This is a genomic window from Mesorhizobium sp. CA4 (genome assembly GCF_020165075.1).
GTDB lineage: Bacteria > Pseudomonadota > Alphaproteobacteria > Rhizobiales > Rhizobiaceae > Mesorhizobium.
Genome location: NZ_JAIUHK010000010.1, coordinates 1 through 26298 on the forward strand (window position 1 = coordinate 1; position 26298 = coordinate 26298).

At 64.1% G+C, this 26298-nt stretch carries 23 protein-coding genes; 3 read left to right on the forward strand and 20 right to left on the reverse strand.

Annotation, left to right across the window (positions count from 1 at the left end; all coding sequences use genetic code 11):
- Nucleotides 1-265 precede the first annotated feature (265 nt).
- The 6 genes from LB528_RS10490 to LB528_RS10515 all read right to left on the reverse strand — a co-directional run bounded on the left by LB528_RS10490 (nt 266) and on the right by LB528_RS10515 (nt 7785).
- Complete coding sequence (locus LB528_RS10490) at nt 266-673, reverse strand: carboxymuconolactone decarboxylase family protein (protein ID WP_224514601.1); 408 nt, start codon at nt 671-673, stop codon at nt 266-268.
- A gap of 259 nt (nt 674-932) precedes the next feature.
- Nucleotides 933-2429 carry a sugar ABC transporter ATP-binding protein gene (locus tag LB528_RS10495; protein ID WP_224714807.1) on the reverse strand — a complete coding sequence of 499 codons (1497 nt, stop codon included), beginning with the start codon at nt 2427-2429 and terminating at the stop codon, nt 933-935.
- Nucleotides 2429-3484 (reverse strand): hypothetical protein, encoded by a 1056-nt coding sequence (locus tag LB528_RS10500; RefSeq protein WP_224714808.1) that lies wholly within the window; start codon nt 3482-3484, stop codon nt 2429-2431. Before LB528_RS10500 ends, LB528_RS10495 begins: the two co-directional genes overlap by 1 nt.
- Nucleotides 3481-5604 (reverse strand): ABC transporter permease, encoded by a 2124-nt coding sequence (locus tag LB528_RS10505; protein ID WP_224714809.1) that lies wholly within the window; start codon nt 5602-5604, stop codon nt 3481-3483. The genes LB528_RS10500 and LB528_RS10505 overlap by 4 nt, the downstream gene beginning before the upstream one ends.
- Nucleotides 5605-5686: 82 nt before the next feature.
- The gene (locus LB528_RS10510) at nt 5687-6712 is read right to left on the reverse strand and encodes a sugar ABC transporter substrate-binding protein (RefSeq protein ID WP_224514608.1); all 1026 of its coding nucleotides are present in this window, start codon (nt 6710-6712) and stop codon (nt 5687-5689) included.
- A gap of 86 nt (nt 6713-6798) precedes the next feature.
- The gene (locus tag LB528_RS10515) at nt 6799-7785 is read right to left on the reverse strand and encodes an ABC transporter permease (protein ID WP_224714810.1); all 987 of its coding nucleotides are present in this window, start codon (nt 7783-7785) and stop codon (nt 6799-6801) included.
- Nucleotides 7786-8228: 443 nt separating this feature from the next.
- Between LB528_RS10515 and LB528_RS10520 the strand changes: the two genes are divergently transcribed.
- Both LB528_RS10520 and hutH read left to right on the forward strand, forming a co-directional pair.
- A complete protein-coding gene (locus LB528_RS10520; RefSeq protein ID WP_224714811.1) occupies nt 8229-9230 on the forward strand; it encodes an ornithine cyclodeaminase family protein in 1002 nt (333 codons plus the stop codon).
- Nucleotides 9227-10723: a histidine ammonia-lyase gene (gene hutH, locus LB528_RS10525; protein ID WP_224714812.1), complete on the forward strand. Its 1497-nt coding sequence runs from the start codon at nt 9227-9229 to the stop codon at nt 10721-10723. The genes LB528_RS10520 and hutH overlap by 4 nt, the downstream gene beginning before the upstream one ends.
- Nucleotides 10724-10741: 18 nt before the next feature.
- On the opposite strand, the gene LB528_RS10530 is transcribed toward hutH, so the two are convergent.
- From LB528_RS10530 to LB528_RS10595, 14 genes are all read right to left on the reverse strand, one after another.
- The gene (locus LB528_RS10530; protein ID WP_224714813.1) at nt 10742-11545 is read right to left on the reverse strand and encodes a 3-methyl-2-oxobutanoate hydroxymethyltransferase; all 804 of its coding nucleotides are present in this window, start codon (nt 11543-11545) and stop codon (nt 10742-10744) included.
- A gap of 30 nt (nt 11546-11575) precedes the next feature.
- Nucleotides 11576-11890 (reverse strand): MocE family 2Fe-2S type ferredoxin, encoded by a 315-nt coding sequence (locus tag LB528_RS10535; RefSeq protein WP_140699262.1) that lies wholly within the window; start codon nt 11888-11890, stop codon nt 11576-11578.
- 29 nt (nt 11891-11919) lie between these two features.
- Nucleotides 11920-13005, reverse strand: coding sequence for a fatty acid desaturase family protein (locus LB528_RS10540; RefSeq protein ID WP_224714914.1), 1086 nt, complete (start codon nt 13003-13005; stop codon nt 11920-11922).
- A gap of 82 nt (nt 13006-13087) precedes the next feature.
- Nucleotides 13088-14269: an aldose 1-epimerase family protein gene (locus LB528_RS10545; RefSeq protein WP_224714814.1), complete on the reverse strand. Its 1182-nt coding sequence runs from the start codon at nt 14267-14269 to the stop codon at nt 13088-13090.
- Nucleotides 14270-14273: 4 nt separating this feature from the next.
- Complete coding sequence (locus LB528_RS10550) at nt 14274-15050, reverse strand: ATP-binding cassette domain-containing protein (RefSeq protein ID WP_140630653.1); 777 nt, start codon at nt 15048-15050, stop codon at nt 14274-14276.
- 2 nt (nt 15051-15052) lie between these two features.
- Complete coding sequence (locus LB528_RS10555) at nt 15053-16003, reverse strand: ABC transporter permease (protein ID WP_224714915.1); 951 nt, start codon at nt 16001-16003, stop codon at nt 15053-15055.
- A gap of 130 nt (nt 16004-16133) precedes the next feature.
- Complete coding sequence (locus LB528_RS10560) at nt 16134-17078, reverse strand: substrate-binding domain-containing protein (protein ID WP_224714815.1); 945 nt, start codon at nt 17076-17078, stop codon at nt 16134-16136.
- Nucleotides 17079-17148: 70 nt separating this feature from the next.
- Nucleotides 17149-18063, reverse strand: a complete 915-nt coding sequence (locus tag LB528_RS10565) for a sugar phosphate isomerase/epimerase family protein (RefSeq protein WP_224514626.1) — start codon at nt 18061-18063, stop codon at nt 17149-17151.
- 69 nt (nt 18064-18132) lie between these two features.
- Entirely contained in the window at nt 18133-19221 is a 1089-nt protein-coding gene (locus LB528_RS10570) for a Gfo/Idh/MocA family protein (RefSeq protein WP_224714816.1), read from the reverse strand.
- Nucleotides 19222-19256: 35 nt separating this feature from the next.
- Complete coding sequence (locus LB528_RS10575) at nt 19257-20318, reverse strand: ABC transporter ATP-binding protein (RefSeq protein WP_224714817.1); 1062 nt, start codon at nt 20316-20318, stop codon at nt 19257-19259.
- Between the two features lie 3 nt (nt 20319-20321).
- Nucleotides 20322-21407 (reverse strand): ABC transporter ATP-binding protein, encoded by a 1086-nt coding sequence (locus tag LB528_RS10580; RefSeq protein WP_224714818.1) that lies wholly within the window; start codon nt 21405-21407, stop codon nt 20322-20324.
- Nucleotides 21404-22360 carry a carbohydrate ABC transporter permease gene (locus LB528_RS10585; protein WP_224714819.1) on the reverse strand — a complete coding sequence of 319 codons (957 nt, stop codon included), beginning with the start codon at nt 22358-22360 and terminating at the stop codon, nt 21404-21406. Before LB528_RS10585 ends, LB528_RS10580 begins: the two co-directional genes overlap by 4 nt.
- Nucleotides 22357-23217 (reverse strand): carbohydrate ABC transporter permease, encoded by an 861-nt coding sequence (locus LB528_RS10590; RefSeq protein ID WP_224714820.1) that lies wholly within the window; start codon nt 23215-23217, stop codon nt 22357-22359. Before LB528_RS10590 ends, LB528_RS10585 begins: the two co-directional genes overlap by 4 nt.
- Nucleotides 23218-23298: 81 nt before the next feature.
- Nucleotides 23299-24912, reverse strand: a complete 1614-nt coding sequence (locus LB528_RS10595) for an extracellular solute-binding protein (RefSeq protein ID WP_224714821.1) — start codon at nt 24910-24912, stop codon at nt 23299-23301.
- A 348-nt stretch (nt 24913-25260) separates the two neighbouring features.
- Between LB528_RS10595 and LB528_RS10600 the strand changes: the two genes are divergently transcribed.
- Nucleotides 25261-26289 (forward strand): LacI family DNA-binding transcriptional regulator, encoded by a 1029-nt coding sequence (locus LB528_RS10600; RefSeq protein WP_224714822.1) that lies wholly within the window; start codon nt 25261-25263, stop codon nt 26287-26289.
- The last annotated feature ends 9 nt before the right edge of the window (nt 26290-26298 follow it).

Here is a 26298-nt window from a genome sequence, read left to right on the forward strand (position 1 = left end):
CCAAAAGCCAAAACGGAGCGAGACCTCGCGACCAAATCGCTCCGCGAGCCTGTCCTCGCTAACTGCGCAACAGGCCCCTTGTGGGAGAAGGTGGATCGGCGCGCAGCGCCGAGACGGATGAGGGGCGCTGCAAGGAATGAGGCATTGAAGATCAAGTGCTTTCAGCATTTGAATCCTGAACGCTGCACTCCGTCCAACACCCCTCATCCGTCCGAGCTTCGCTCGGCCACCTTCTCCCACAGGGGGAGAAGGGGAAGCCGGCGCCTCACTTCACCTCGAACTGGGGATCGAGCGATATCTGCATTGCCGTCGCCAGATGGTTGGTCTGTCCTGCGAGCCCGATGATCGACACAAGCTCGCCATGTTGCGCGTCGGTCATGCCCTTGGCGCGGGCGGCAGCTGTGTGAGAGTGGACGCAATAGGAGCAGCCATTGGCGGTCGAGACCGCGATATAGATCATTTCCTTGGTCAGCGGATCGATGGCGCTGTCGGCGACCATCACCGCCTTGAGCTGCTCCCACACCCGCTTCAGCGCCGCCGGATCGTTGGCCAGCCCGCGCCAGAAATTGTTGACGAAGTCGGACTTCCGAGTCGCGCGGATATCGTCGAACACCGCCTTCACCGCCGGGATCTTTTCGACCTCGGCATCGCTGAGAAGCTTTGTGGTGGCCATGGTGTGGTCCTTTCGGTTTTTTGATACCAGAGGATTGAATCGGATGCTTAATAGCCTCTGACAATCCATTCACTTGATTGGCACTTTTCGCCTTTCTGCGTGGTAGGCGGCACCGCCAGGGTGTGTCGAGATTCAGGTCAGGCCGAGCCGAAAATGGCGGGCTCCGAGAACCGGAGCGGAGCGTACTTTTCGTACGTGAGCACCGGAAGCGCAGGAGTCCACCATTTGCAGGCCGGCCTCACCTGAATATCGGCGAACCCTAGTGCACCGCCGCATACATAATCTTCTCCTCCGTTGCTTCAGCCGGCGAGAACTCTTCCACGATGCGGCCTTGCCGGCAGACAAGGATGCGGTCGGACAGGTTCATGATCTCCGGCAGATAGGACGAGATGACGACGACGGCGAGGCCCTCGTCGGCCAGTCGGTTGATGATCTGGTGGATCTCGGCGATGGCGCCGACATCGACGCCGCGCGTCGGCTCGTCGAGGATGACGATGCGCGGCTGCTGCACCAGTCCCTTGCCGATCACCACCTTCTGCTGATTGCCGCCGGAAAGCTCGACCACGCGGGCATTGTCGTTGATCGCCTTGATGTTGAGCGTTTTCGTCCATTCGGCCGAGAGCTGCCGCATCTCCTGCCGGTTGATCACCCAGGCCTTTTCCCGGCCCGCCGCAAGCAGTCCGCCGAACAGGTTCTCGGCGATGCCCATGGTCTCGAAAATGCCTTCGCTCTTGCGGTCCTCGGTGACATAGACGATGCCGTCGGCCACCGCCTCGCTCGGCACGAGGTAGCGCACCGGCCTGTCGTCCAATTCAATCGCGCCACCGCGCAAAAAGTCGCGCTTGTAGATGCCCGAGACGATCTTGAAGGTCTCGGTGCGGCCCGAGCCGATCAGGCCGAACACGCCGGTGATCTGGCCTTCGAAGATCGAGAAGGAATTGTTGCGCACGATGTTGCTCATCGAGATGTCCTGCACCGAGAGCACTTTCTTGCCGGCCTTGCGCAGCTTCGTCTCGTCGCGCTGGCGGTAGATCTGTCCTGACAGCGAGCGCCCGACCATGGCGGCGACGATCCTGTCGCGGTCGAAGGCCGATGTCTCGTCGGTGATCACCAGTTCGCCGTCGCGCAGGATGGTGATGCGATCGGCGATCATCAGCGCCTCCTCCAGCGCGTGGCTGATGAAGACGATCGACACGCCGCGCGCTTTGAGCCTCCGGATCAGCGCGAAGAAATGGCGTTTCTCCTCCGGCGTCAGCGTCGCGGTGGGCTCGTCGAAGATGATGATCTCGGCGTTGTGGTGGACGGCGCGCGCGATCTCGACCATCTGCCGCTTGGCAGCCCCCAGCGTGGCCACCATCGCATTGGGATCGACCGGAAAATTCAGAGACTGCAGGAATTGCTGCGCCGAGATGTAGGTGCCGCGCAGCCGATTGAGGAATTTCTCCGTGCCGAGATAAAGGTTCTGCGCCACCGTCATCGACGGCACCAGGCTGGTCTCCTGGAACACCATGGCGATGCCCGCTTCCAGCGCGGCGTGTGGCGAGGCGTAAGCCGTCTCGACGCCCTTGTGGAACATCTTGCCCGAAGTCGCGTCGACGACGCCGGCGATGATTTTGGTCAGCGTTGACTTGCCGGCGCCGTTCTCGCCGAGCAGCGCATGGATCTCGCCCTTCCTCAAATCGAAGCTGACGTTCTTCACGGCCGGAACGCCGCGATAGGTCTTGGTGACGTTTTCCAGACGGACGATCAGTTCCATCAGAAACCTCCCGAAGCGAGGTCGAGCGCCAGCACGCAATTACCGCCCTTCGAGGCGACGAACAGGCGCCCGTCCTGTTCCGCCACGCTGCAGATGCCGTGCCGCGTGCCGTTGGCGCGGCTGTGCAGGCTGAATTGCGGCTGCATGGTTCGGTCGAGCCTGACTACGAGCCCATAGGAGCGGCTGGGCGACCACGGCTTGCGGATGCCCATCGTGCGGATGCCGCCGCATTGCAGCGGCTCGAGGAAGCTGCGGTTGGAGGCCAGCGCCGGCGCAATCCAGTAGGCCGGCGGCACCTGGTCGATCATGTCCTGGCGATAATGCGTTTCCTGCAGCACGAATTCGATCAGCCGGTTGCGCGGCGCAAACAGGGTCAGCCACGCGCCGCCATCGTCGGCAGGCGCCAGCCGCGCCGGGTAGCCGGGCAGATGCGTCAGCACCGTCAAGCGGCTTCCGTTCGCGCCGTCAAAGCGCACGAGCTGGTGGCGCCAGCTTTCGCTCACCAGCACGTTGGCGCCGACCGGGTGAAGCCCATAGGGAAAGGCGATGTCCCCGGCGATCTTCTGAAAACCAATGCCTCCTGGCCCGCACCGCCACAGCGAACCGGATGCGCCCTTCTTCATCAGGTCGGCCGCCCATTGCGACGGCGCATGCTCGCTGGAGCCATTGGCCAGCCACAGCGTGCCGTCGTCGGCATAGGCAAGCGCGGTGATGCAACGGATCTCGGCCGGCAGCGAAACCTCTTTGCCGGCGATCAGCAGCTTGCTGCTCTCCAGCCCGACCGTCAGTTCGCCCGTTGGCGACAGCGCCAGCGCAGTGACGGGGGATTGAAAGGTCTCGACCACGACGGGCTCGGAACCGGCCGCAACCGCCAGGATAGCGTTACCGCTGGAGACAAGCAGCCGCCCGTCAGACACCAGCAGATTGTCCGGCTCGCTCAGTTCGGCGAAAACCATCGCGTCGTCCAGCCGCGTGTTGGGACGGAAGGCGCCGTCGAGCGGCGGTATGGTGACCGCCTTGCCGCGAAAGACATCCAGGATCGGATCGAGGATCATGGCTTGCCTCCCCAATAGGAAGCGGGGCTCGTCCAGTTCGGGTCCGCGCCCTCGATCTTGTAGCGCCCGATACGGTTGTTGAGGATGCCGCCGACGAACAGATAGCCCTTGTGCTCGCGCATCGAGGTGACCATCGGATGCGCGTTGCCGGAAAGATCGCCGAGCGCCTCGACGATGCCGCCCTTCTCGTTGAACTTCACCACGCCGCCGGTGTTGATGTTGGGAAACAGCCACTCGTCCTGCGGCAGGCGTCGCGTCATGCGCTTACGCATGTCGGGATGGCGCAGCGACAGGTCGAAGCTTGGCGTGCGCATGCCGAGCCAGGCCATCCAGTAATTGCCGTCCGAGGCACGGTTGATGTTGTCGGGATAGCCCGGCATGTCGCGGATGACGCATTCGGCGGTGCCGGCCTTCGGCCCTTCCAGCCAGTAGCGATGCACGCGGCAGGCCCAGCTTTCGGCGAAGAACAGCGACTTGCCGTCATGCGCCATGCACACGCCGTTGGTGTAGCGATAGCCGTCGAGCAGCGTCTTGGTCGATCCGTCCTTCGGATCGTAGACCAAAAGACGGCCCGTGGCGCGGTTCTCGATCGAATCCAGCGCCCAGTCATGGGCGTCATAGCGCTTGGTCGAATCCGTAAAATAGATGCGGCCGTCCGGCGCTATGTCGCAATCGTTGGGATCGCGCAGGCGCGCATCGTCGACGATCGAGGTCCAGGAGCGTGTCGTCTCTGCTGAGAGGCGCTTCACCTCCCGGTCTGGCGAGACCGAATAAAGCCCCATGGCGCCGACGCAGCTGATCAGATTGCTGTCCCGGTCGAAGGCCAAGCCCAGCGGAAACCCGCCGATGTGGGCAAAGACTTCGGAACGCCGGTAGTCCGGTGCGAAGAAGCGGACGATCTCGCCATGGCGCGTGCCGCAGTAGAGATGGTCGTCGCGGTCGAGGATGACGTCCTCTGGCCCTTCCAGCTCGCCGAGCCCGATATGGTCCGCCGCCGAGAGCCGATTGTCGAGCTCGTAGGACGTGCCGGAACCGGGCGCAGCCGATTGCGTCTCGCCCATCTTGAGGTAGACCGGCGCGACATAGACCTCGTTCAGCACCTTGTGGCGGTTCTTCAGCCAGCGGATGTCGATGGTGACGGCGACGGCCAAAAGGATGCCGAGCACCATCTGGTTGGTGCCGGTTCCGTAGCCGAGCCGGATCAGCCCGTTGGTCATGGTCAGCACGATGATTGCGCCCATCAGGCCCTTGACCACCGAGCCGCGTCCGCCGCCCAGGCTGACGCCTCCGACCACCGCCGCCGTCAGCGCCATGATTTCCAGATTGAGGCCGGTGCCCGGCCCTGCCCCGCTCAACCGGCAGGCGATCAGGAAGCCGCCGATCGAGGCGCAGAAGCCCGAGAAGACATAGGTCATGAACACGGTGCGCCGCACCCGGATGCCGGCATTATGCGCCGAGCGCCGGGAGCCGCCGACCGCCAGCACATGCCAGCCCGGGCGCGAGCGCGTCAGCGCGATATGCGTGACGATGGCCAGGATAATGGCCAGCCAGACCGAGACCGACAGGCCCCAGAACGTGCCGTCGCCGATGAAATCGAGCACATCGGAGCTTGCTTGGGAAAGCTGCACGTCGGCGGCATAGGTGGTGACGAGGATGTCGAACAGCGCCCGCCCGAAAATGAAGGTGACCAGCGTGGTGAGGAAGGCGCGCAGCCTGAGATACCCGACCAGGTAGCCATTGATGGCGCCGAAGACGAGACCCGTGCAAAGTGCCGCGGCCAACGCGAGCCAGATCGACTGTTCGAGGATGAAGAAGACGTAGACGGCGGAAAAGCAGGACAGCGCGAAGATCGAGCCGACCGAAAGATCGATGCCGCCGCCCAGCATCACCACGGTCATGCCGATGACGACCAGCGAGAACTCGCCGAGCTGGCGCGTCGATTCCTGCAGCGAGGTGAGCTTGAAGAAGCCCGGAATAATCGAGCCGAACACGCCGAGCGTCGCCACCAGCGCCAGGAAGGGTATGGCGTTGTCGGTCCAGCGCTTGGTCAAGATCTCGCCGACCAGATGGTCGGGCACGAGGTTGTAGCGCCAGGCCTGGAGGCGTTCACGGAAATTCATCGGCTGCCGCTGTCATTAAAACGGGAAAGGGGTGGCCGGAACGATCCGGCCACCTCATGGGATGCTCTTGGGGCGGCGCGGTTTATTTCGCGGCCGCTTCGGCTTGCAGCGCCTTCAGGTCCCAGCAGCTGTCGGGCTTGAGGTCGGCCTTGGTCGTGGCTTTCTCCAGCGTGTAGATATAGGTGTGCGAGGTGCCGGCCGGCTGCCCACTCTGCAGCAGGAACTTGATGATGGCGTTCATGTCGCCCGACTGGCGGGCAAGATCGGTCATCACCACGGCGCCATAGGTGCCGTCTTGCAGCTTGTCGCAATCGGCCGCCTTCTCGCCGCCGCCGGTGGTGACCAGGAACACCTTGCCGTCGAGCTTGGCGTCGCGGATCGCGGCCGAGGCACCAGTGGCGTCGCCGTCCCAAAAATCGATGATCGAGCAGATGTCCGGGTGCTGCTGCAGCATCGTCGTCGTCACGTTGCGCGAGGTGGTCGCGTCCCAGTTCGAGTCGGGCTTGGCCACGACCTGGAAGTCGGGATGCTTCTCCAGCACCTTCATGATGCCGGCATACTGGTAGAGGCTCGACGAGTTTGCCTGGTCGCCCTGCACCAGCCCGATCTTCTTGGACGAATTCTCGCCGCAGCCTTTGATCGCCGCTTCGGCTTCGAGCTGGCCGAGCTTGTCCCAGTCGCTGCCGACGAAGGCGTCGGCCGGGAAGTTCGCCGGATTGTCGACCAGCAGCACATAGGTGCCGGCGGCCTGCGCCTTCTTCATCAGCTTCGAGTAGGAGTTGAGGTCGGGCGCATGAATGATCAGCACGTCCGGCCGCGTGTCCGAAGCGATGGCGTCGGTGATCGCCTGCGCGCCGGCATCGACCACCCAGTTCGGGTCGCGGGTCTCGAACGTGCCGCCCCAGGCCTCGACTTCCTTCTTCAGGTAGTGCGCCCAACCCTGCGCCAGGTCGAAGCCCATCGCCAGCGGCACCAGCATGACGCGCTTGCCGTTGAGCGCCTTGGCATAGGCGGCCGGGCCGGGATCGTCCGCGGCAAGACTCGGCGCCGCGAAGGCGGTAACGGCGAGCGCCGTGGCGGCGGCCATCAATGTTCTGAGTAGTCTCATGTCACACCTCTGGTTCGGTTTTCGTTGCCGGGCGATCGTCGCGATCGCCCGGGTACCCGAGAGCAAGATGGGCTAGCCCATCTGCTCTAAATGTCGCCTTGTTGCGCCGTCTGCTCGTCGCGCGGATTGATGATGCCGTCGACGATGATGGCCCCGAGCAGGATCGCCGCCTTGATCAGGTTCTGGTAGAGCAGCGGAATGTCGATAATGGTCATGGCGTTGAGCAGGATGCCGATCAGCGCCGCCCCCACCAGCACATTGCGCACCCCGCCCCTGCCGCCCGAAAGGCCGATGCCGCCGATCACCGCCACCAGGACGATGTCGTAGAGCAGCGTCGAGTTGACGATGCGGGTGTTGATCGAATGCAGGCTGGCTGCCGTCAAAAGCCCGGCGACCAGCGCCACGAACGCCGAGAGCACGTAGCGCAGCACCAGCATGGGCCGTACCGGAACGCCGATGTTGCGGGCCGCGACCGGATTGTCGCCGGCGAAATAGATGAAGCGGCCCCATTTGGTGTAGCGCAGGAACAGGAACACCAGGAAGGCCAGCCCGGCGAAGACGAACACCTCGACCGGAATATCGAGGAAGCGGACGCCGCCGAGCAGCTCGACCCAGTGTCCGCCGGGCACCGGCACGGCATCCTGCGTGATCAGTTGCGAGCGCACATAGCCGAATACAAAGGAGCCGGTGGCCAAGGTCACGAAGATCGCCGGCACGTCGGCATAGGCGACGAGAAAGCCGTTGAGCAGGCCGATGGCTAAAACGCCCGCCAGCACATAGACGAAGGCGAGTCCGTCCGAAGTTCCGGTGTTGAGCAGTTGCAGGTACCAGGCGACCAACATCGCCATGATCGCCACCGCCGACAGGTCGATGCCGCGGCCGATGATGACGACCGCCATGCCGAGCGCCAGGATGCCGAGCACCGAGACCGAGCGGACGATGGCCAACAGATTGTCGGCGGTCAGGAACCCGGGCAGGCCCAGGGCAGCGGCGGCGAACAGCAGGATGGCGATCGCAAAGACGATGCCTTCCTGATTAAGGCGCCTCCAGTTCGGCCAGCCCATCCCATTCATCGCTTATGTCTTTCGCCCCGAGGGCAAGGCCTTGCCGGCCCTCACCCCGCACGAAAGCTAATCGGCTCAACGGCGGCTCGTCAAATGAATCCGAGTTCAAGAACCGCGCCTCTCCGACTATTTTCCAAGTGGACGCATCGATTGCCGCAACTGGCGCAATAGCCGGAAACTCTTGGGCTTTTGACGGTTCGTTGCCGCGATCGCGCGGCGGGTGGAAGAACCCGTTCGGGACGTCGCGGGACGGCGCAATTCGAGTCCGCAAAATGCGCCCGGCGCGACGTCAATTCTTCGCTGAATGGCCTGGAACCTCGGCGCCGGCATTGGCCAGCAGGACCATGCACACATCGCAGTGGCGCAGGCCGAGTCCAGAGCTTATCCAACAAACTTCCGTGTCGCCGTCTCGCCTGTTATGGATGAGCCCGGGGGTGGGCCGAGGAAAACGCATGAAGCCGATTTATATCGACTACCTCAATGCTCTCGATATCGAAGCGCTTGCCATGACGGACGCCGAGATCATCGGCGCCGTCGAAGCCGGGCTCGTCGCGCAGGGCAACGGCCAGATGGTGATCGAGCCGCGCGTCCATCTCGAGCCCGACCCGTCCTTCCACGGCCACTTCAACGTCCTGCGCGGCTATGTGGCGCCGCTCGATGCCGCCGGCGTGAAGATCGTCGGAGACTATGTCGACAACTACAGGCATGGCCTGCCGTCGGAATTCGGCATTCTCAATCTTTTCGATCCGCGCACCGGCACGCCGCGCGCCATCCTCGACGCCACCGTCATCACCGACATGCGCACCGGCGCGGTCACCGCCATCGGCGCCAAGCATCTGGCGAAGAGGTCGTCCAAGGTGCTCGGCCATCTCGGCGCGCGCGGCACCGCCTATTGGAACGTGCGCCTGCTCGACCATCTCTTCGACTTCGACGAGATCCGCGTCCACTCACGCCGGCCCGAAAGCCGCGATAGCTTTGTCGCGAGGCTGGCAGCCGACCTCGGCAAGCCGGTCGTGGCCGTGGCTGACTGGAAAAGCTGCGTCGAAGGCGCTGACATCGTCGTCGAAGCCTCGCGGCTGCCGGAACCGCAGCCGCTGCTCAAGACCGAATGGATCAAGCGCGGCGCGCTGGTCGTCCCCTATGGCACGATGAGCGCGGTCGAGCTGTCATTGACCGATATCATGCAGAAGATCGTCGTCGACGACTGGGGCCAGTGCAAGGGCGGCAAGTTCGGCTCGCTGCGCGCCCATGTCGAGACGGGACGGTTGAGCGAGGCGACACTGCACGCCGAGCTCGGCCAGATCGCCGCCGGCCTCAAAGCCGGCCGGCAAAGCGATGGCGAGACGATCCTGCTCTGGCATCGCGGCCTCTCGCTCTCCGACATCGCGCTCGGCAAGGCGATGCTCGCCAAGGCCGGCGAAAACGGCATCGGCCAGAGGCTGCGCTTCGCATGAGCCCGCTCGTTCTCACCGGGGCCGGCGTCAGCATCGAGGATGTGGTTGCCGCCGCGCGCAATGCCTGCAAGGTCGAGGTCACGCCTGCCGTCCTCGAAAAGCTCGACAAGGCTCGCCAGGTCCTCGATGCCGCTGCGGCCGCGGGCCAACAGATCTACGGGCTGAACAGAGGCCTCGGCGCCAATCTCGTCACCGCGGTCGAAGGCGACGCCAGCGCGTTCCAGCGCCAGCTGATCGAAGGCCGCAGCGCCGCCGTCGGTGAGGCGCTGCCGGTGCCGGTGGTGCGGGCGGCGATGTTTGCCCGCCTTGCGATGCTCGCCGCCGGCGGCTCGGGCCTGTCGCCGCGCGTGTTCACCGCGCTGGTCGAAGCGCTCAATGCCGGCGTGCATCCGGTGATGCCGTCGCTGGGTTCGATCGGCGCCGGCGATCTTCTGCTGATGACGGCGATCGCCCGGGTGCTGATCGGCGAAGGCGAAGCCGAATATCAGGGCCGCCGCATGCCTGCCGCCAAGGCGCTGATGATGGCGCGGCTTGCACCCGTCACTCTCTCGCCGAAGGACGGTCTCTCCCTGATCAACGCTTCGGCAATTTCCACCGGGACCGGGGCGCTGGTGCTGACCGATGCGCTGTCGGCGCTCGACCAGCAGCAGCAGGCCGGCGCGCTGACGATGGAAGGCATCGGCGCCAACCGCACCATTCTCGATCCGCGCCAGCATCAGGCACGCCCGGGCGCCTGCCAGCAGCTTGCGGCCAAGGCGCTGCGCGACCTCTTGGCGCGCGATGAGGCGCCGGCGCCGACCACCATCCAGGATCCGCTGTCGATCCGCTGCATGCCCTCGATCCACGGCGCGCTGATCCAGGCGATCGACCATGCACGGCTGGCTGTCGAGATCGAACTCAACGCCGCCGCCGACAATCCGCTGGTGCTTGTGGAGGACGAACTGGTCATGTCGACCGGCAATTTCCACACCGCGTCGCTGGCGCTCGCCTTCGAGACGCTCGGCCTGGCGATCGCGCAATGCGCGGCCGCGTCCGCCGCGCGCTTCGTCCAGCTCACCGGCTCGACCCGCCACGGCCTGCCGAAATACCTCTCGCCAGTCGGCGGTGCGTCTGCCGGCTTCGTGCCGTTGCAGAAGACGATGACGGCGATCCTGGCCGCGATCCGCCACAAGGCCAATCCGGTGATGCTCGATTTCCTGGCCGTGTCCGAGGGCGTCGAGGACCACGCCACGCAGACGCCGCTCGCTGTCGCCAAATGCGCCGAGATGATCGTGCTGTGGCGGCGGCTGATCGCGTTTGAACTGATGGCGGCGGCGCAGGCTGTCGATTTGCGCGAGGGCATGGCGCTCGCGCCGGCCACCGGCGCAATCCACGCGGCCGTGCGTTCGCATGTGGCGACGCTCAAAGAAGACAGGCCGCTCGGCATCGACGCCGAAGCGCTTTATGCCGTCCTTGTCAGCGGAATCTGGCAAGGGCCCCCGGCTACGGGCTGACGGTTTTCGACTCCTGGTTCAGGGCTTTGCGTCCACCTTCTTCATGAAGAGAGTGAGCTCGTCCGGATCCATGTGCACGACATGCCTGTCTTCGGGATAGGCGCCGCTGTTGACGTCGGCCACATATTCCGAGAAGGCGGCGATGCGCTCCTGCTGCAGCCGGTCATATTCGGCGGCGAAATTGCGGTATACTTTCGAGTGGCGCGGCATGTGACCGCGGTTGGTGCCGAGGATATCCTCGGCGAACAGATATTGCGCGTCGCAGCCGGTGCCCGCGCCCATCGACAGCATGATCAGCGAAGTACGCTCCGAGATCGCCTTTGCCACCTCCACCGGCACCACCTCGATCTCGGCGCCGATGGCGCCGGCCGCCTCCAATTGCTTCACCGCCTCGAACACCTGCATGGCGGTGTCCGCGGTCTTGCCGACGGCCTTGAAGCCGCCGGTCCAGGTCGCGCGGGAAGGAATGAGGCCCACATGGCCGATCACCGGAATGGCATCGTCGGCCATGCGCTTGATCGTGGCATAGCCGGCGCTGCAATAGACCGCGTCGGCGCCGGCTTTGTAGAGCCGGAACGACCAGCGCACGAAATCGTCAGCTGTGCCGATCTCGAAGAAATTGTCGCCCGGCATGGTGAAGAGGCTGGGCGCGGCATCGCGATATTGCGGGTTGAGCACCAGTTCCGGCGGCACCGAGACGATGTCTACCCCTGCCCGCTCGGCAGCCTCGGCTTCCTCCAGCGTCAGCACGCGCAGCATGGTCAATTGTCGCTTGCCCTTCATGGCGCGCAGATCGGCAACGGTCGGTCTCTTTCGGCTCATTGGTTTGTCCCTGTTGATTCGCCTACGGCCTTAGCCGATATCAATCATCACCTTACCGGCCTCGACCTTGACCGGATAGGTTTTGAGGTTGACGCAGACCGGCGCGCCCTTGGCCTGGCCGGTCTTGTAGTTGAAGCGGCCATTGTGCTTGGGGCATTCGATGATGTCATCCATCACCAGCCCGTCGGCCAAATGCGCCTTTTCATGCGTGCAAAAACCGTCGGTAGCGAAGAACGCATCCTCCGGCGAGCGGTAGATCGCGAAAGTGCGGCCGCCATGATCGAAGCGGATCACATCTTCCTCGTCCACGTCGTCCACCGCGCATGCTTCAACCCACTCCGCCATCGTCTGTCTCCAGCTTGCCTGCGCGAGGCCTATTCGGCGGCCGCGGCCGTTATGTCGAGATCATGGAATTCGCCGCGATAGGGCTTGGCCGTCGGCGGCAATTCGCGCTTGAGATAATAGTCCTCGTATTTCAGCTGCCTGAGCAGCACCGGCCAGACCTCGCGATAGGCGTGCCACATCGACGGGTTCGGCTCCGGCAGATCATGCTTGATCAGCTCATGCAGCTTCGGCAGCGCGTGATACGGAACCATCGGGAACATGTGGTGCTCCACGTGGTAGTTCATGTTCCAGTAGATGAACCGGCTGACCGGGTTCATGTAGACGGTGCGCGTGTTCAGCCGGTGATCGGTGACGTTGTCGGCCAGCCCGATATGCTGCAGCAGCCCGGTCAGCACCATGTGCCAGGTGCCGTAGAGGCGCGGCAGGCCGATCAGCACCAGCGGTATCCATGACCTAAGCGCGATCGCGACAGCGATCGTCGCGGCATACACGACCATGTGCCAGCGCGCCGCGATCACCGCTTTGTGCTGCTCCATTTCCGGAATGTAGCTCTTCTCGTCGTCCGATAATGTGCCGAAGACCTGGCGCACCAGCGTCGGCAGCGAATAACGGAAATCGAGGATGCCCGTGAAAGCAAGCGCCGCCTTGATGAGATCCGGCGGCCGCATCACCGCGATCTCGGCGTCGCGACCGACGATGATCGTGTCGGTGTGGTGGCGCGCATGGCTCCAGCGCCACTGCACCGGGTTGCGCATCAGCATGAATGAGGCGATGTGATAGACGACGTCGTTCATCCAGCGCGTGCGGAAGGCGGTGCCGTGGCCGCATTCGTGCCAGCGCGAGTCGCTCGACGAGCCGTAGAGCACGCCATAGACGAACAGGAACGGCACGACCCACCAACTGCCCCAGAACCAAACGATGCCGGCCGCCGAGCCCAGGATCGCGACGATCCAGATGATGGTGTCGCGGATCGCCGGCCCGTCGGAGCGCTGCATCAATTCCTTCATGGTCTTGCGCGGCACGTCGGTATGGTACCACTCGGCCGAGGCGAGCCCGGTCTCGATCGCAAGCCGAGTACTTTCGCCGACAAGGCTGTAGTCGCGCTTCTTTGCCATCGTCACATCGGCCTCCAATCTTCACTGAGCGCTGGCAATCCGGTCCGCCGGCCGGAGTGCTTGCTGTGGATAAATGTCGCGCTCATCCCCTGCCCGCCAGTCTTGGGAAATTGCCGGAGGGCCGAGGATAATCCTGCTCGGGCTGAGGGGCGATGGCCATGATCCTGCCCTCTGCGCCGGCAATCGCATCCTTGCCGTCGAGGACGCGGAACATCGCGTCATAGGCACGGGTCTCGCCATGCTCCAGCCAGATCATCTCGCCGCGCTCGCGCGCGGCAAGATTGCCGAGCACATGATGCGTCGAGGGCTCGATGCCAATCGCATACTGCCCGGCCTGGAAATTCTGCCACTCATAGCAACAAGGCAGCTGGTCCTTGCGGGTGACGACCTCGAAGCCGAGGCCAAGCCGGTCGTTGATAACGGCGACCGGCACCTCGCCATCGGTGTCGGCGCCAAGCTCATGCTGCCAGACCTGCTCGCTGAAGCGGAGCTGTGGCCCAGAAACGGTGCGGTAGCCGACCTTCTGCGCTTCGTAGCGCTCGCCTTCATGCGCGGCCCAGACCACGTCGCGGATCGGCGCCAGGTAGCGCGAGCCTTCGTCGAGCAGCGGATGCCCGACATTGATGTGGTAGAAATACATATGCGGCGTGCGGTGGAAGCCGTGGTTGACGACGCGGTCCGAGAGCCGGATCTCGCTGCCGCCGACATCGGCCTCGATGCGGCGGATGAGATGCAGATCCTCGCCGAACACGCTGGCCTGCTGGACGACGCCTTCCGCCCACAAAATGCAGCGGTCGCCGTCCCAGCTTTCGCCATAGCCGGTGAGCCGCGCCGGAATGGTGCCGACGCGGCCATGCAGCGAATGCGTCACAGTTTTGCGTCCAGGATAATTATAGTTCTCGGCCGGCACCTCGTTGCGGCCGAGAATGTGGTCGAGGCCGCAGGTGACCAGCAGGCCGGAAAAGGACCGGCCCCAGGCAAAGCCGTCCTCGCCTTCATAGTCATGCAGGCCGGGATTGCGAAAACCGCTCGGCGAGTGCCAGCCGATCGCCTGGCCTTTGTACTCGCAGTCGGCGATGTCGAGCGCCCGGTCAACCAGCGCGGTGAAGCGCAGGCCCGAGCCGGTGCGGAATTCGAGCATGCGGATGCCGCGCTCGACGCCGTCGCCGAGCGTCATCAGCCGCACGCCGGCGAATTGCGACAGCATGCCGGAGCGTTCGGCGACCTGCCGGCGTGAAAGCGTCTGGCCGTAGAGCTTCACCATGCCGTCACTGCGCCCTTTTCATGAGGGCCGACAGGTCGGCGCCGGTTATCAGGCTTTCCACGGTCAGGAGGTCGGTGTCGGCGACCGTCTGCTCGGCAACGATCTCGCCGCGGCGCATGACGATGATGCGGTCGGCGACCTCGAAGACGTGGTGGATGTTGTGGGTGATCAAGAGCACCGAATGCCCGGCCGCGCGCATCTCTTTCACGAAGCGCAGCACACCATGCGTTTCCTCGACGCCGAGATTGTTGGTCGGCTCGTCAAGGATGATCACCTTGGCGGCGAACTGCATGGCGCGCGAGATCGCGATCGACTGCCGCTCGCCGCCGGAAAGTGTCGAGACCAATGCATCGGCGTCGAGCTTCTTGGAGATGCCGACGCGCTTGAGAAGCGCCGAAGCCGCATCGCGCAATTTGGCGAGGTCGAGCGGCGCGAAGACCCCCAGCCATTTGAGATTGACCGGCTCGCGGCCGAGGAACAGGTTGCGCGCGATGCTGAGGTCGGGCGCGAGCGAAGTGTCCTGATGGATGGTCTCGATGCCGAGGTCCATCGCCTCGCGCGTCGAGCGGATCGAGACCTTCTCGCCGCGCACATAGATGTCGCCGCGATCGATCGGGAAGACGCCGGAGATCGCCTTGATCAGCGTCGATTTGCCGGCGCCGTTGTCGCCGAGCAGCGCCACTACCTCGCCTTCCTTGAGCGTCAGCGAGGCATTCTTCAGCGCGCGCACGCTGCCGAAGGATTTTTGCAGATTCTGCAGCCGGAGCACTTCCTGCATCATCGTCAGCTCCTTGCGGCGTTTTTCTGCAGCAGCGCGTGCAGGATGAGCATGGCGAGGATGATGACGCCGACAAAGATGTTGTAAGCCAGCCCCGGCACGCCGACGAGCACGATACCGTTGCGGATCGCCCGCAGCATCAGCGCGCCAACGATGGTGCCGAGGATGGTGCCACGGCCGCCCGTCAGCGCCGTGCCGCCGACCACGACCATGGCGATCACCTCCAGCTCGTAGCCCGTGCCCGCGACCGGCGAAGCCGCCGAGATGCGGAAAGCGCTGATCATGCCGGCGAGCCCGGCGAGCACCGAGGTCAGGATGAACAGCCAGATCTTGACCGCATCAGCCGGCACGCCGCGCGCCACCGCCGCGTTGCGGTTGGAGCCGATGGCGCTGATCCAGTTGCCGAGCTTGGCGTAGCGCAGCACATAGACCGCAAGCAGCGACAGGCCGATGAACCACCAGAGCGAGGTGTAGAAGCGGAACGCGCCGATGTTGAAGCTGCCGGCGAGCAGCGTGACGAAGAAGCCTGGCTGGTCCCATGACTTCAGCGGAAAGCCCTGCGTGATGTAGAGCGCCGCACCCCGCACGATAAGCAGCATCGACAGCGTCACCAGGAAAGACGAGATGCCGATCTTGGTGACGATCACGCCGTTGATCGCGCCGATCGCGATGCACAGCAGAAGTCCGGCGAGCAGCGCGACCCCGATATCGACCCCAGCATTCTGCACCAGCAGCATCACCACCACCGGGGCGAGCGCGAACACCGCGCCGACCGACAGGTCGAATTCGCCGGCGGTCAGAAGCAGCGTCATGCCGAGCGCGATGATGCCGAGCTCCGGCAGGAACGCCATCATGTTGGAGATGTTGAGCGGCGACAGGAAATTGCCGTCGGCGAGCGCGAACACCACCAGGAGCACGATGAGGATGACGAAGGAGGAGAATTGCGGCGAGCGCATCAGGCTCGACCTGCCTTTCGCGCGCCCCGCGCCGTCTTCCGAGGTGACTGCCCCGACTTGCTGAACCATGACTTGCTGAACCATGCTTTCTGCCTTGCGCCCGCCGCTCACACGACGGGCGCCAGTTCTCTCACTTCTTGTCGTAGAGCTTCAGGATCGGCTCGACGCTGGAGGCGTCGTAGAGGCCGAAGGTGTGGATGTCGTAGCCGATCGGCTCGCCCGAGGCCGCGAGACCGAGCAGCGCGACCGGCATGAAGCCTTGCGCCGAAGGATACTGCCAGGCGGCGGCATTGACGAAGCCGTCCTTGACCGCCTGCGCCGTCTCCTTGGAATTGCCCCAGCCGACGACGGGGATCTTGCCGGCCGGAATGCCGGCGCCGTCGAACACTCGCTTGACGCTGGCCGCGACGGAATCGCCGAGCGCGATGATCGCCGGCGGATTGTTGGCGACCATATAGTCGGTCATCTTGGCGATGATGCCCGCCGGGTCGGTGCCGCAATCGACCACATCATACTTGATGCCGAGCGGATCGAAGACGCCGGCGATGCCTTCCGTCTCGAGCTGCTGGTAGCTGGCGCCGGGCACCTCGACCGGCAGGAACACCTTGTCGCCCTGCTTCACCATCTTGTGGTCGACGAGGTACTTCGCCCAGATGGCGCCGGCTTCCTTGAGATCGGCGCCGACATAGGCCTGGCGGCCGGTGGCCGGATCGTCCGTATTGAAGAACACGATCGGTATGCCGGCGGCCTTGGCAGCCTTCACTTCCTCGGTCCACAGCCCCGGCTGCGCCGAGGTCGTGGCAATGCCGTCCGGCTTGGCGGCGAGCGCCGAGTTGAAGGCTTCCTTCTGCGCCGCCATGTCGCCGCCGCTGAAGGAGATCTTGCAGGTCACCTTGAGTTGTTCACAGGCCTTGGTGGCGCCGGCGTTCCAGTCGATCCAGAACGCATCGGACGGGCCGCCATGCGACAAGAGATAGAACGTCTTCTGGCCGTCCGCGGCTTGCGCAGCCGAGCCGAACGCGATGCCGGCGAATACGGTCGCCGCGGCCGCCAGTTTCAATCCGAATTTCAACATCTGGTTTCCTCCACCTTGTGTTCATGCAAGCCGCAGGGCGCCATCCGAGCGACGGCGCCCGCGCGACCCCTTAGAGGCCGTTCTCGCGCAACTTGCCGTCGAGGAACTTCTTGGCGCGCGGCACGTCGTCTTCCGACAGATGCTCGATGATTATCGGGATATTCGGATGCTTCTCGGCGAGACGCTTGAGATAGAGGTCGTAGTTCAGAGAGCCGAGGCCCGGCGCCGGCAGCTCGATCTCGCCCACACCGCGGAAGGTGTGGCTTTCCATCGCGTCCGCATCGCCGATATCGGCATGCTTCTCGGACTTGTCGTCGCCCGAGCGTTTCACGTCCTTGGCATGCGCGATTTTGATCTTGTCGGTCAGCGTGTCGAAGACCTGGTTCAGGATCTGGTCCATCCGGTCGATGTTGTGGGTCTCGAAATAGTTGGTCGGATCCATCAGCAGGCCGAGGCCGGGATGGTCGACCTGCGCAAACATCTTCACCGTCTCTTCGACCGAGCCGACGACATTGTTGACATAGGTTTCGAGCAGGAAGACCGCGCCATGGTCGTAAGCTGTTTGGGCAAGGTCGGCGATCACCTTGCGGCACTCCTCAAAGCCTTCCTCGGTCTTGTTCTTCGGGTGATGCACCCAGTCCGACTCGGTGTTGTAGGTGCCGGTTTCCGAGATCACGTAAGGCGAGCCGAAATGGCGCGCATTGCGGATGATCTCCTTGAGATAGCCGACGCGCTTCTCGCGCTCCGCCTTGTCCGGATGGATGATGTTGGTGTAGCCCGACACGCAGCAGATCGGCAGGTTATGGTCGCGGAAGGTGTCGCGCACCTTCTTCGCCTTGTCCGTGGTGATCTGGCCGGCCGAGAGGTCGATGTCCTTGAAGTGCAGGTCGAGCTGCACCGTGTTGAAGCCGAGACCGCGGATCTTCTGCGCCGTCTCCTCGAGGCCGTACGGGAAATAGCCCGTGAAAATACCTGCCTGCATCATGATGTGAATTCCTCCCTGTAAGCGATTCAGTGATTTCAGTTGATTGGGTTGATTCAGTTGCCAATGTTTTCAGGTGATTGAGATTTCGGAGAGCTTGACCGTCCGGCCCGCGGCCATCGAACGGTAGCCCGCCTCGACCAGCGCCATGGTCTTGACGTTGTCGGCGACGGAGAGCGCCGGCGGCGTGCCGGTCTTCACGGCGTGCTGCAGCTGTTCCATCACACCGATGAAGGCATGCGGGAACCACATCGTTTCCCAGCTCGGGCTCACCCATTCGCCGCCGGTCGTCTCGGCCGAAGCGTAGGTCAGCGTCGAGGCCGCGCCGGTCGGCCAGCCGATCGTGCCCTTGGCGACGCCCTTGGTGCCGTCGACGCGCCAGTTAATGTGCTGGTCGTCCTTGTAACCCTCCTGGCGCGGACCGGACCAGACGTCCTCCAGCGAGACGGCAAGCACGCCCGACGGGAAGCGCAGCGTCGAGACGGTGATGCCGTCGGAATGGTCGAACTGGGTGCGCGGATCCTTGCGCGTCAGCGTCGTGATCTCGTCGGGATCGCCGAACAGGAAGCGCAACACGTCGAGATGGTGCACGCTCATATTGGCGAGCGTCAGCCGGTCGTAGCCTTGAAGGAAGGTCTGCCAGTGCGGAATCGCATGCATGTCGATCTGCGCGAAGACAATGTCGCCCAGCGCGCCGCTGTCGATGATCTGCTTCAGGACGCGCATCGACTGGTCGTAGCGCATGTTCTGGTTGACCGAGAGTATCTTGCCGGCCTTCGCCGCCTCGTCGCGCAGCTTGACGGCTTCCTCGACCGACAGCGCCAGAGGCTTCTGCGCCAGGATCGCCTTGATGTGCTTCTGCTTCAGCGCGTGGCGGATCAGCGCCGGCTGCTGGTCTGGCGGAAATGCCAGATCGATAATCTCGACTTGTCCGTCCTCGATGAGCTGTTCCGGCGTGTCGTGAACGGTCGGAATGCCCCAGCGGGTGGCGACCTTCTCAGCATTCGCCTTGGTGCGCGAGGCGATCGCCACTACCGGGAAACCGGCTTCCTTGTAGGCCGCCAGATGGCATTCGGCCATGATCATGCCGGCGCCGACGCAACCGATCTTGTAATCCCTGGTGCGAACCTTGACGTCCGGCTCGAAGCCTTTTTCTGCCATCTCTTCCTCCCGAAATTCCGTGCTTACGGCCGCCGTCACAGCGCGCCTCCGTCCTGGCCGAAATAATGCACTTTGGCCGGCTCGCAGGATATCGCCACCATCGCATCCGGCCTGATGTCGGGCTGCCCGCGCAGCAACGCCCTAAGCCGTGCTTGCCCGGCAGCTAAAGTCACCACGGTATAGCCGCCGAGCGGCTCGACCTCGAACACCCGCGCCGGACGGCCTTCCGCCGTCCCGTTGCCCGCCCATGGCCGCACGTTGATGTCTTCGGGTCTCAACCCGATCTCGATCGCCTCGGCGGGCGCTTTGGCATCGGCAATGCGGATTCTCCCTTCGGCCGCCTCGATTCCGCTTGGGCCGCGCACCGACGGCAGGATGTTCATCATCGGCGAGCCGAGCATGCGCGCCACATAGGCGCTTGCCGGCCGGTCGTAGATTTCCGCCGGCGCGCCGATCTGCCGGATGCGGCCGTTCTCCAGGATTGCCATGCGGTCGGCGACCGACATCGCCTCTTCCTGGTCGTGCGTGACGTAGATCAGCGTTTTGCCGAGCTCGCGCTGGATGCGCTTCAACTCGACGCGCGTCTCCTCGCGCAGTCGCGCATCGAGCGCCGAGATCGGATCGTCCATCAGATAGGCGGCCGGGTCGCGCACCAGGGCGCGCGCGATCGCCACGCGCTGCCGCTCGCCGCCGGAAAGCTGCGCCGGCGGCTTGTGCAGGATGTGGCCGATATGCAGCTTCGCCGCGACGTCGGCCAGCCGCTTCTCGATCTCGGCCTCTGCCACCTTCCGCTCGACCAGCGGAAAGCGGACATTGTCGCGCGCGCTCATATGCGGGAACAGCGCCAGGTTCTGGAACACCATAGCGACGTTGCGTTCGGCCGGCGAGACGCTGTTGACCGGCTTGCCGCCGATCAGGATCTCGCCTTGGTCCGGCTGCTCCAATCCAAGCACAAGGCGCAGGATCGTCGACTTGCCCGACAGCGGCGGACCGAAGAAGCAGAAGAACTCGTTGTCGTTGACGGTGAAGGAAGCGTCGTCGACGGCAAGGGTGTTGCCGTAGCGCTTCGTGACATTGCGGAAAACGATATCGGACATGGCTCAGCCCGCCCTCACTGCAAGGCCGGTCGCGGCGTCGAAGACGCGCACCGACGAGGCCGGCGGCGCGACCACCGCAGCCTGTCCGACTGACAGCCCGACATCGTTCTCGAACACCGCCTTCACCGCGCTCTCGCCTTCGCCGAGATGGACGATCGTGCGCGCCCCGATCCGCTCGACGAAGCTCACCGGCATCGACAGCCCGCGTTCGGCAAGCGTCACCTGCTCCGGCCGGAAACCGTAGAGCACGTCGCCGCGCACTGTGCGCAGCGCGGTTGCCAGTTCGTCCGGCAAAGGCGGGGTGACGCCGAGCGGTCCGAGATCGATCACCAGCCCGCGATCGCTCTCCGCCGGCCTCCCCTTGAGCAGGTTCATGCCCGGGGCGCCGATGAAGCGCGCAACGAAGACATTGGCCGGATTGTTGTAGACTTCGAGTGGCGTGCCGACCTGCTGCAGCACGCCATGATCCATCACCGCGATGCGATCGGCCATAGTCATGGCTTCGAGCTGGTCATGCGTGACATAAACCATCGTCTGCCTGAACTGGCGCTGCAGTTGCTTGAGCTCGGTGCGCATCACCGCGCGGAAGGCCGCGTCGACATTGGACAGCGGCTCGTCGAGCAGGAAGATCGCCGGCTCCATGATCGCCGAGCGGCCGATCGCCACGCGCTGCAGGATGTTGACCGAAAGCCGGTCCGCCTTGTGGCCGAGCAGTGGCGAAAGCTGCAGCATCTCGGCGATGGCGCCGACGCGGCGATCGATCTCGGCTTTGGCGGCACCGCGCATCCGCGGTCCGTAGGCAAGGTTCTGCCGCACCGTCATATGGGTGAAGATCGCGTAGTTCTGGAACACGAAGCCGACGCCGCGCCGTCCCATCGGCACGCCCGCCATATCGCGCTCCCCGAACAGGATCTTGCCGCTGGTCGGCTCCTCCATGCCGGCGATCATGTTCATCGTCGTCGACTTGCCGCAGCCGGACGGCCCGAGCAGCGCCATGAACTCGCCATCGGCGATTTCGAGATCCATCGTCTTCAGCGCGGTGAAGTCGCCGAATTTCTTGACCAGGTTCTGAAGATGGATGGCGCTCATGCCAGCACCTCCCGCGCCTTGGCCATGCGCTTCATGGCGTAGACCGCGACGATCGAAAGCACGATCAGGATGGCTAAAGCGATGGCCGCCACATAACCCCAGATCAGGTCCTGCGTGGTGACCTTGTAGATGTAGACGGAGATCGTCTCGGTGGCGACGCCGGGGCCGCCGCCGGTCATGATGTAAAGCGTGTCGAAGATCTTGAAGTTCTCGATCACCCGGATCGCCAGCGCGATGATGATGATCGTCTTCATCTTCGGCAGCACGATGGTGACGAAGCGCTGCCAGGCATTGGCGCCGAGCAGCGTCGCCGCCTTCATCTGGTCTTCCGGCACGCCGACCAGGCCGGCAAGCAGGATGAGGAACATCAGCGGCGTCCATTGCCAGATGTCGGCGACCATGACCGCGATCAACGCGAGGTTCGGATCGGACAGCCAGGCGATGGTGACCGGCGTGCCGACGATCCGCGACAGGATATCGTTCACCGGGCCGCCCGACTGGAACAGCATGAAGAACATGTAGCCGGCGACTGCGGGCACGACCATCATCGGCATCAAAAGGATCGAATAGAAGATGCGCTTGCCGGGGAAGTCGTCGGCAAACAGCGTCGCCAGCGCGAGGCCCAGCAGGAACTCGGCCGGCACGCAGATCAGCATGACGATCGCCGTGCGCTGCAGGGCGCTCCAGAAGCGGGTGTCGGCCGCAAGGTCGGTATAGTTGGCAAAACTGTTCCACATCTCCCAGGCGTTCCACCAGCCGATGCCGGAGAGCGGCGACCAGTCGGTGACGCTGATGTAGAGCTGCATCAGCAGCGGGAAGGCCGAGATGAACAGCACCAGGATCTGCGCCGGCAAGGTCAGGCGGAAGCCCAGCCGCGCGCCCTCGTCAGGCGTGGCGGGCTTTGTCCGCGCGCCCATTTCGTCCTCCGAAATCGTCGCCGTCACCGCGCTCATTGCTTGAGCGCTCCGAAGGTCAGCCCGCGCACCAGATGGCGCTGGATGGCGATGCCCATCATCACCGGCGGCACCGCCGCGATCAGGCCGAGCGCGGCCTTGGCGCCGTAGAGCTGCCCGGTCATCGAGGACGACAGCGACGCCATATAGACAGGGATCGTCACCCATTCGCGCGTGGTGAGCAGCAGCGCGATGAGATAATCCGACCAGTTGAGGATGAAGACGAAGAGCGCAGCACTCGCCAGCGGCGCGCGCATCATCGGCAGCGTGATGCGGGTGAAGACGCGCAGCCGCGAGCAGCCCTCGACCAGCGCGGCCTCCTCGATCCCGCGCGGCATGTCGTCGAAGAAGGTCTTCATCAGCCAGAAGGCGAAGGGCAGCGTGACGATGCCGTAGATCAGCGCCAGCCCCAACCAGGTGTCGTTGAGGTTGAGGAAGGCCCACATGATCATCACCGGGATCATCACGGCCATCGGCGGAAACAGCCTGAGCTGGATCAGCGCCAGCGGCAGGTTCTGGCCGGAACCGAAGCGCGACAGGCCGTAAGCGGCGGCGGTGCCCGCCGACATGGCGATCACGGTCCCGAACACCGCCGAAAGCAGCGACGACAGGATCGGCTTCACCGCCGTATGGTCCAGCGCGACGATCAGGTCGTTGTCGGATTCGCCGAACACGAAGCGGAAATTGCTGAGCGTCGGGTGCTTCGGCCACCAGGTCAGGTCGGCGCCGGTCGCCGACCACTCGCCGATCGGCTTGAACGCCATCGACACCATCCACAGGATCGGCACCAACGTCACAGCCATCGCCGCGAAGATCGCGGCATAGCGGAATATCTCGAAGGGAACGGAACGCTTCATCTGGTTGCTTTGCTGGCGGCGTTAAGGAAGGAGGGGAAGAGCTGACGCCCCTCCCCTCCGGCTCTGATCCAGGGAGGCGGATCAGCTGATCGGATCGAGAACTGTGGGCCAGGCCTCCTTGTTGGTCTTGATGGCTTCGAGGAGTTTGTCCTCGCCGATGCGCCGCGCGATCTTCTTCCATTCGCGTTCGGTGTCGGCCATCGCCTGCTCCGGCGTCTTGGCCTTGGTCAGCGAGGCCACGAGGTTCTCGTCGAGCGCGTTGTGGAAGGCCGTGGCGCCTGGATAGTTGATCGTCGGCACCGTGCGCGCCACCGTCTCGCGCACCACGTCCATGTGGTAGGCGTGATAGGTCTGGCGAACCAGCGGATCGGAGAAGTCCGAGAGCCGGAACGGGTCGAGATAGCCGCCGGGATTGGCGCTCATCCAGGCATAGATGCGGGCAGAACCCAGCCACTGCAGCAACAGGTAGGCGGCCTCCGGATTCTTCGACTGCGACGAGACCATGCCGGTCAGCGAGAACCAGAGCACCGAGCGGCTGATCAGCTTGCCGTCGATCTCGCGGCCCGGCGGCAGCATAGAGCCGATCTTGCCGGTGACGGCGGAATCCTTGTTGCCGGCATTGTCGAGGAATTTCGGCAGGTTGGAGAAGGCACAGGTCATCGCTGCCCCGCCCTTGGCGAAGTTGCCATACTGCTCCGGCCAGCCCCACGAGATCGCGTCGGGCGAATGATGCGCCAGCGACTCCACATATTCCTTGGTGGCGGCGATGCCTTGTTCGGAATTGATCATCGGCTTGCCGTCGTCGCCGAACAGGAACTGGTTGGGCGAGGCCATCGAGACATAGCGCTGGTACCAGTTGGTGTAGCCCCAGCCCTGGTTGCGCAGGTCGGTGGAGCCGAACAGGCCTTTGTCCGGCCGCTGGAAGAAGGCCGCGACGTCGCTGTGCTGCTTCCAGGTCTTCGGCGGAGCGAGGTCGTAGCCGTATTTGTCCTTGAAAGCCTTCTGCTCGGTGGCGTCGCCGAACAGGTCGGTGCGGTAGACCCAGGTCTGGAAGTCGCCGTCCAGCGACACGCCAAAGGTCGAGCCGCGATACTGGTTGAGCAGCGACACGCCCTTGGCGCCGTTGACGTAGCCCTGTTTGGGGTCGTCCCACTCCGGCTTGTGCTTGACGACGAAGTCGTCGAGCTTGGCGATGCCGCCGGTTTCGGCGAGATCGCCAAGGCGGTTCCATTCGGTCGAATAGATGTCGTAGGCCCCACCCTTGGTGGAGATGTCCTGCATCGTCTTGGTGAATTCCTGGCCGTTCGGCAGGCCGACGATCTCGATCGCGATGCCGGTTTCCTTTTCCCACAGATCCTTGATCGACGGCGCGCCGGCCGGGAAAGGCTTGGTCAACTGGCCGATCGAGCCGTCCGACAGGCCGAGCACGATCTTTGCCGGCGCCTTGCCGGCCGCCTTCAGCGCCTTGGCTGCCTCGATGGCACGTCCTTCCGGCGTGTCGGAACCGTACTGATAGCGTTCAGCACCCTCGAAGCCGGTCGGACCGCCGATCATGCCGGGCGCCAGCGCGTCGGCGGCGAAGGCACGGCCGGGACGAATGAACTGCGGTGCAATACCAGTCGCGGCGACGAACACCGCCGCCTTTCCTCCGGACGCCAGCAGGCGGCGCCGCGACATGCGGATCAATTGAGACATCGAATTCCTCCCTCGGGGCCTGTTCCTCCATGGCCCGCGTGAGGGATATTGACGACAGTGCGTGAAGCCTGTCAACATCATAAATACTCAGAATACGTCATAAGATCGCAAATGAGGGAAACAATGCAGTCCGCCGAACCCATCACGTCGCACCCATTGCTTGGATTTGAGGGGCTTTCGCCTCGATCCGACCGACTTGGCCGGACCTTCGCCGCCTTATGTACCGCGCCGGCTTGCGCGCAAGCCAAGGGCGGTTACATCATTTCACATCAGAATCGCGGTCGCCGCTGAGGCGTTTTCCGGAACTGAGTGGAACCTGTGTTTGATGCTTGCGATGAGGTGCTCGACGTGCGGTCAACCCTGACAGACATAGCCCGGGAAGCCGGTGTTTCTCCGGCCACGGTCGACCGCGTGCTCAACAACCGGCCGGGCGTGCGCGCCCGCACGCGCGAGATCGTCATCGAGATGGCGCAGCGCCTGGGCTACATCGCCGAAACGCCGAACGGCGTGCCGCAGAGAGCCGTGCCGGGGCAGACGATAAGGCTCGACTTCGCGCTGCCGGCCGGCACCAACTCCTTCATCAAGCTGCTGCATCGGCACATCGAGGCGCAGGCATTGACGCGGCCCGATCTCGACGTCCGCGTGACGACCATCGAAGGCTTCAACCCCGACCGGCTCGCCCGCCTGCTGCAGGACCTGCACGGCCAGACGCAAGGCGTCGGCGTCATCGCGCTCGACCACCCGACGGTGCGCGAGGCGATCCGCTCGCTGTCGGCGAGCGACATCAAGGTCGTGACCATCGCCTCCGACATCCTGCACGTGCCGAGGGTCGCCTATATCGGCATCGACAACCGCGCCGCCGGGCGGCTGGCCGGCTATCTGCTCAACCGCTTCATGGGCGCCGGACGTCCGGGCAAGGTTGCGCTGTTCGCAGGCTCGCTCGCCTATCGCGGCCATGAGGAACGCGAGATGGGTTTTCGCCATATCCTCGCCGAAGAATCTCCCAACCTCGAAATCGTCGAGATGCGTGAAATGCTCGACGATCGCGAAAAGGCCTATTCCGAGGCCTCCGCTTTGCTCGAGCGCCACCCCGACCTCGCCGCGATCTACAATGTCGGCGCCGGCAACACCGGCATCGCCCGCGCGCTGAAGGAGCGCGGACGCGCGAGGAAGATCCTCTTCCTCGGCCATGAGGTGACGGACGGCACGAAGGAGCTTTTGCTCGACGGCACGCTCGACGCGGTGATCGACCAGAACCCGCGTGTCGAGGCCAGGGAGGCGCTCAACATCCTGTCGCACTCGGTCAGAGGATTGCCCTACGAGCTTCACCAGCCGCGGCTGCAGGTGATTTTCCGCGAGAGCATCCCGGAGATTTGACCGCGGAGC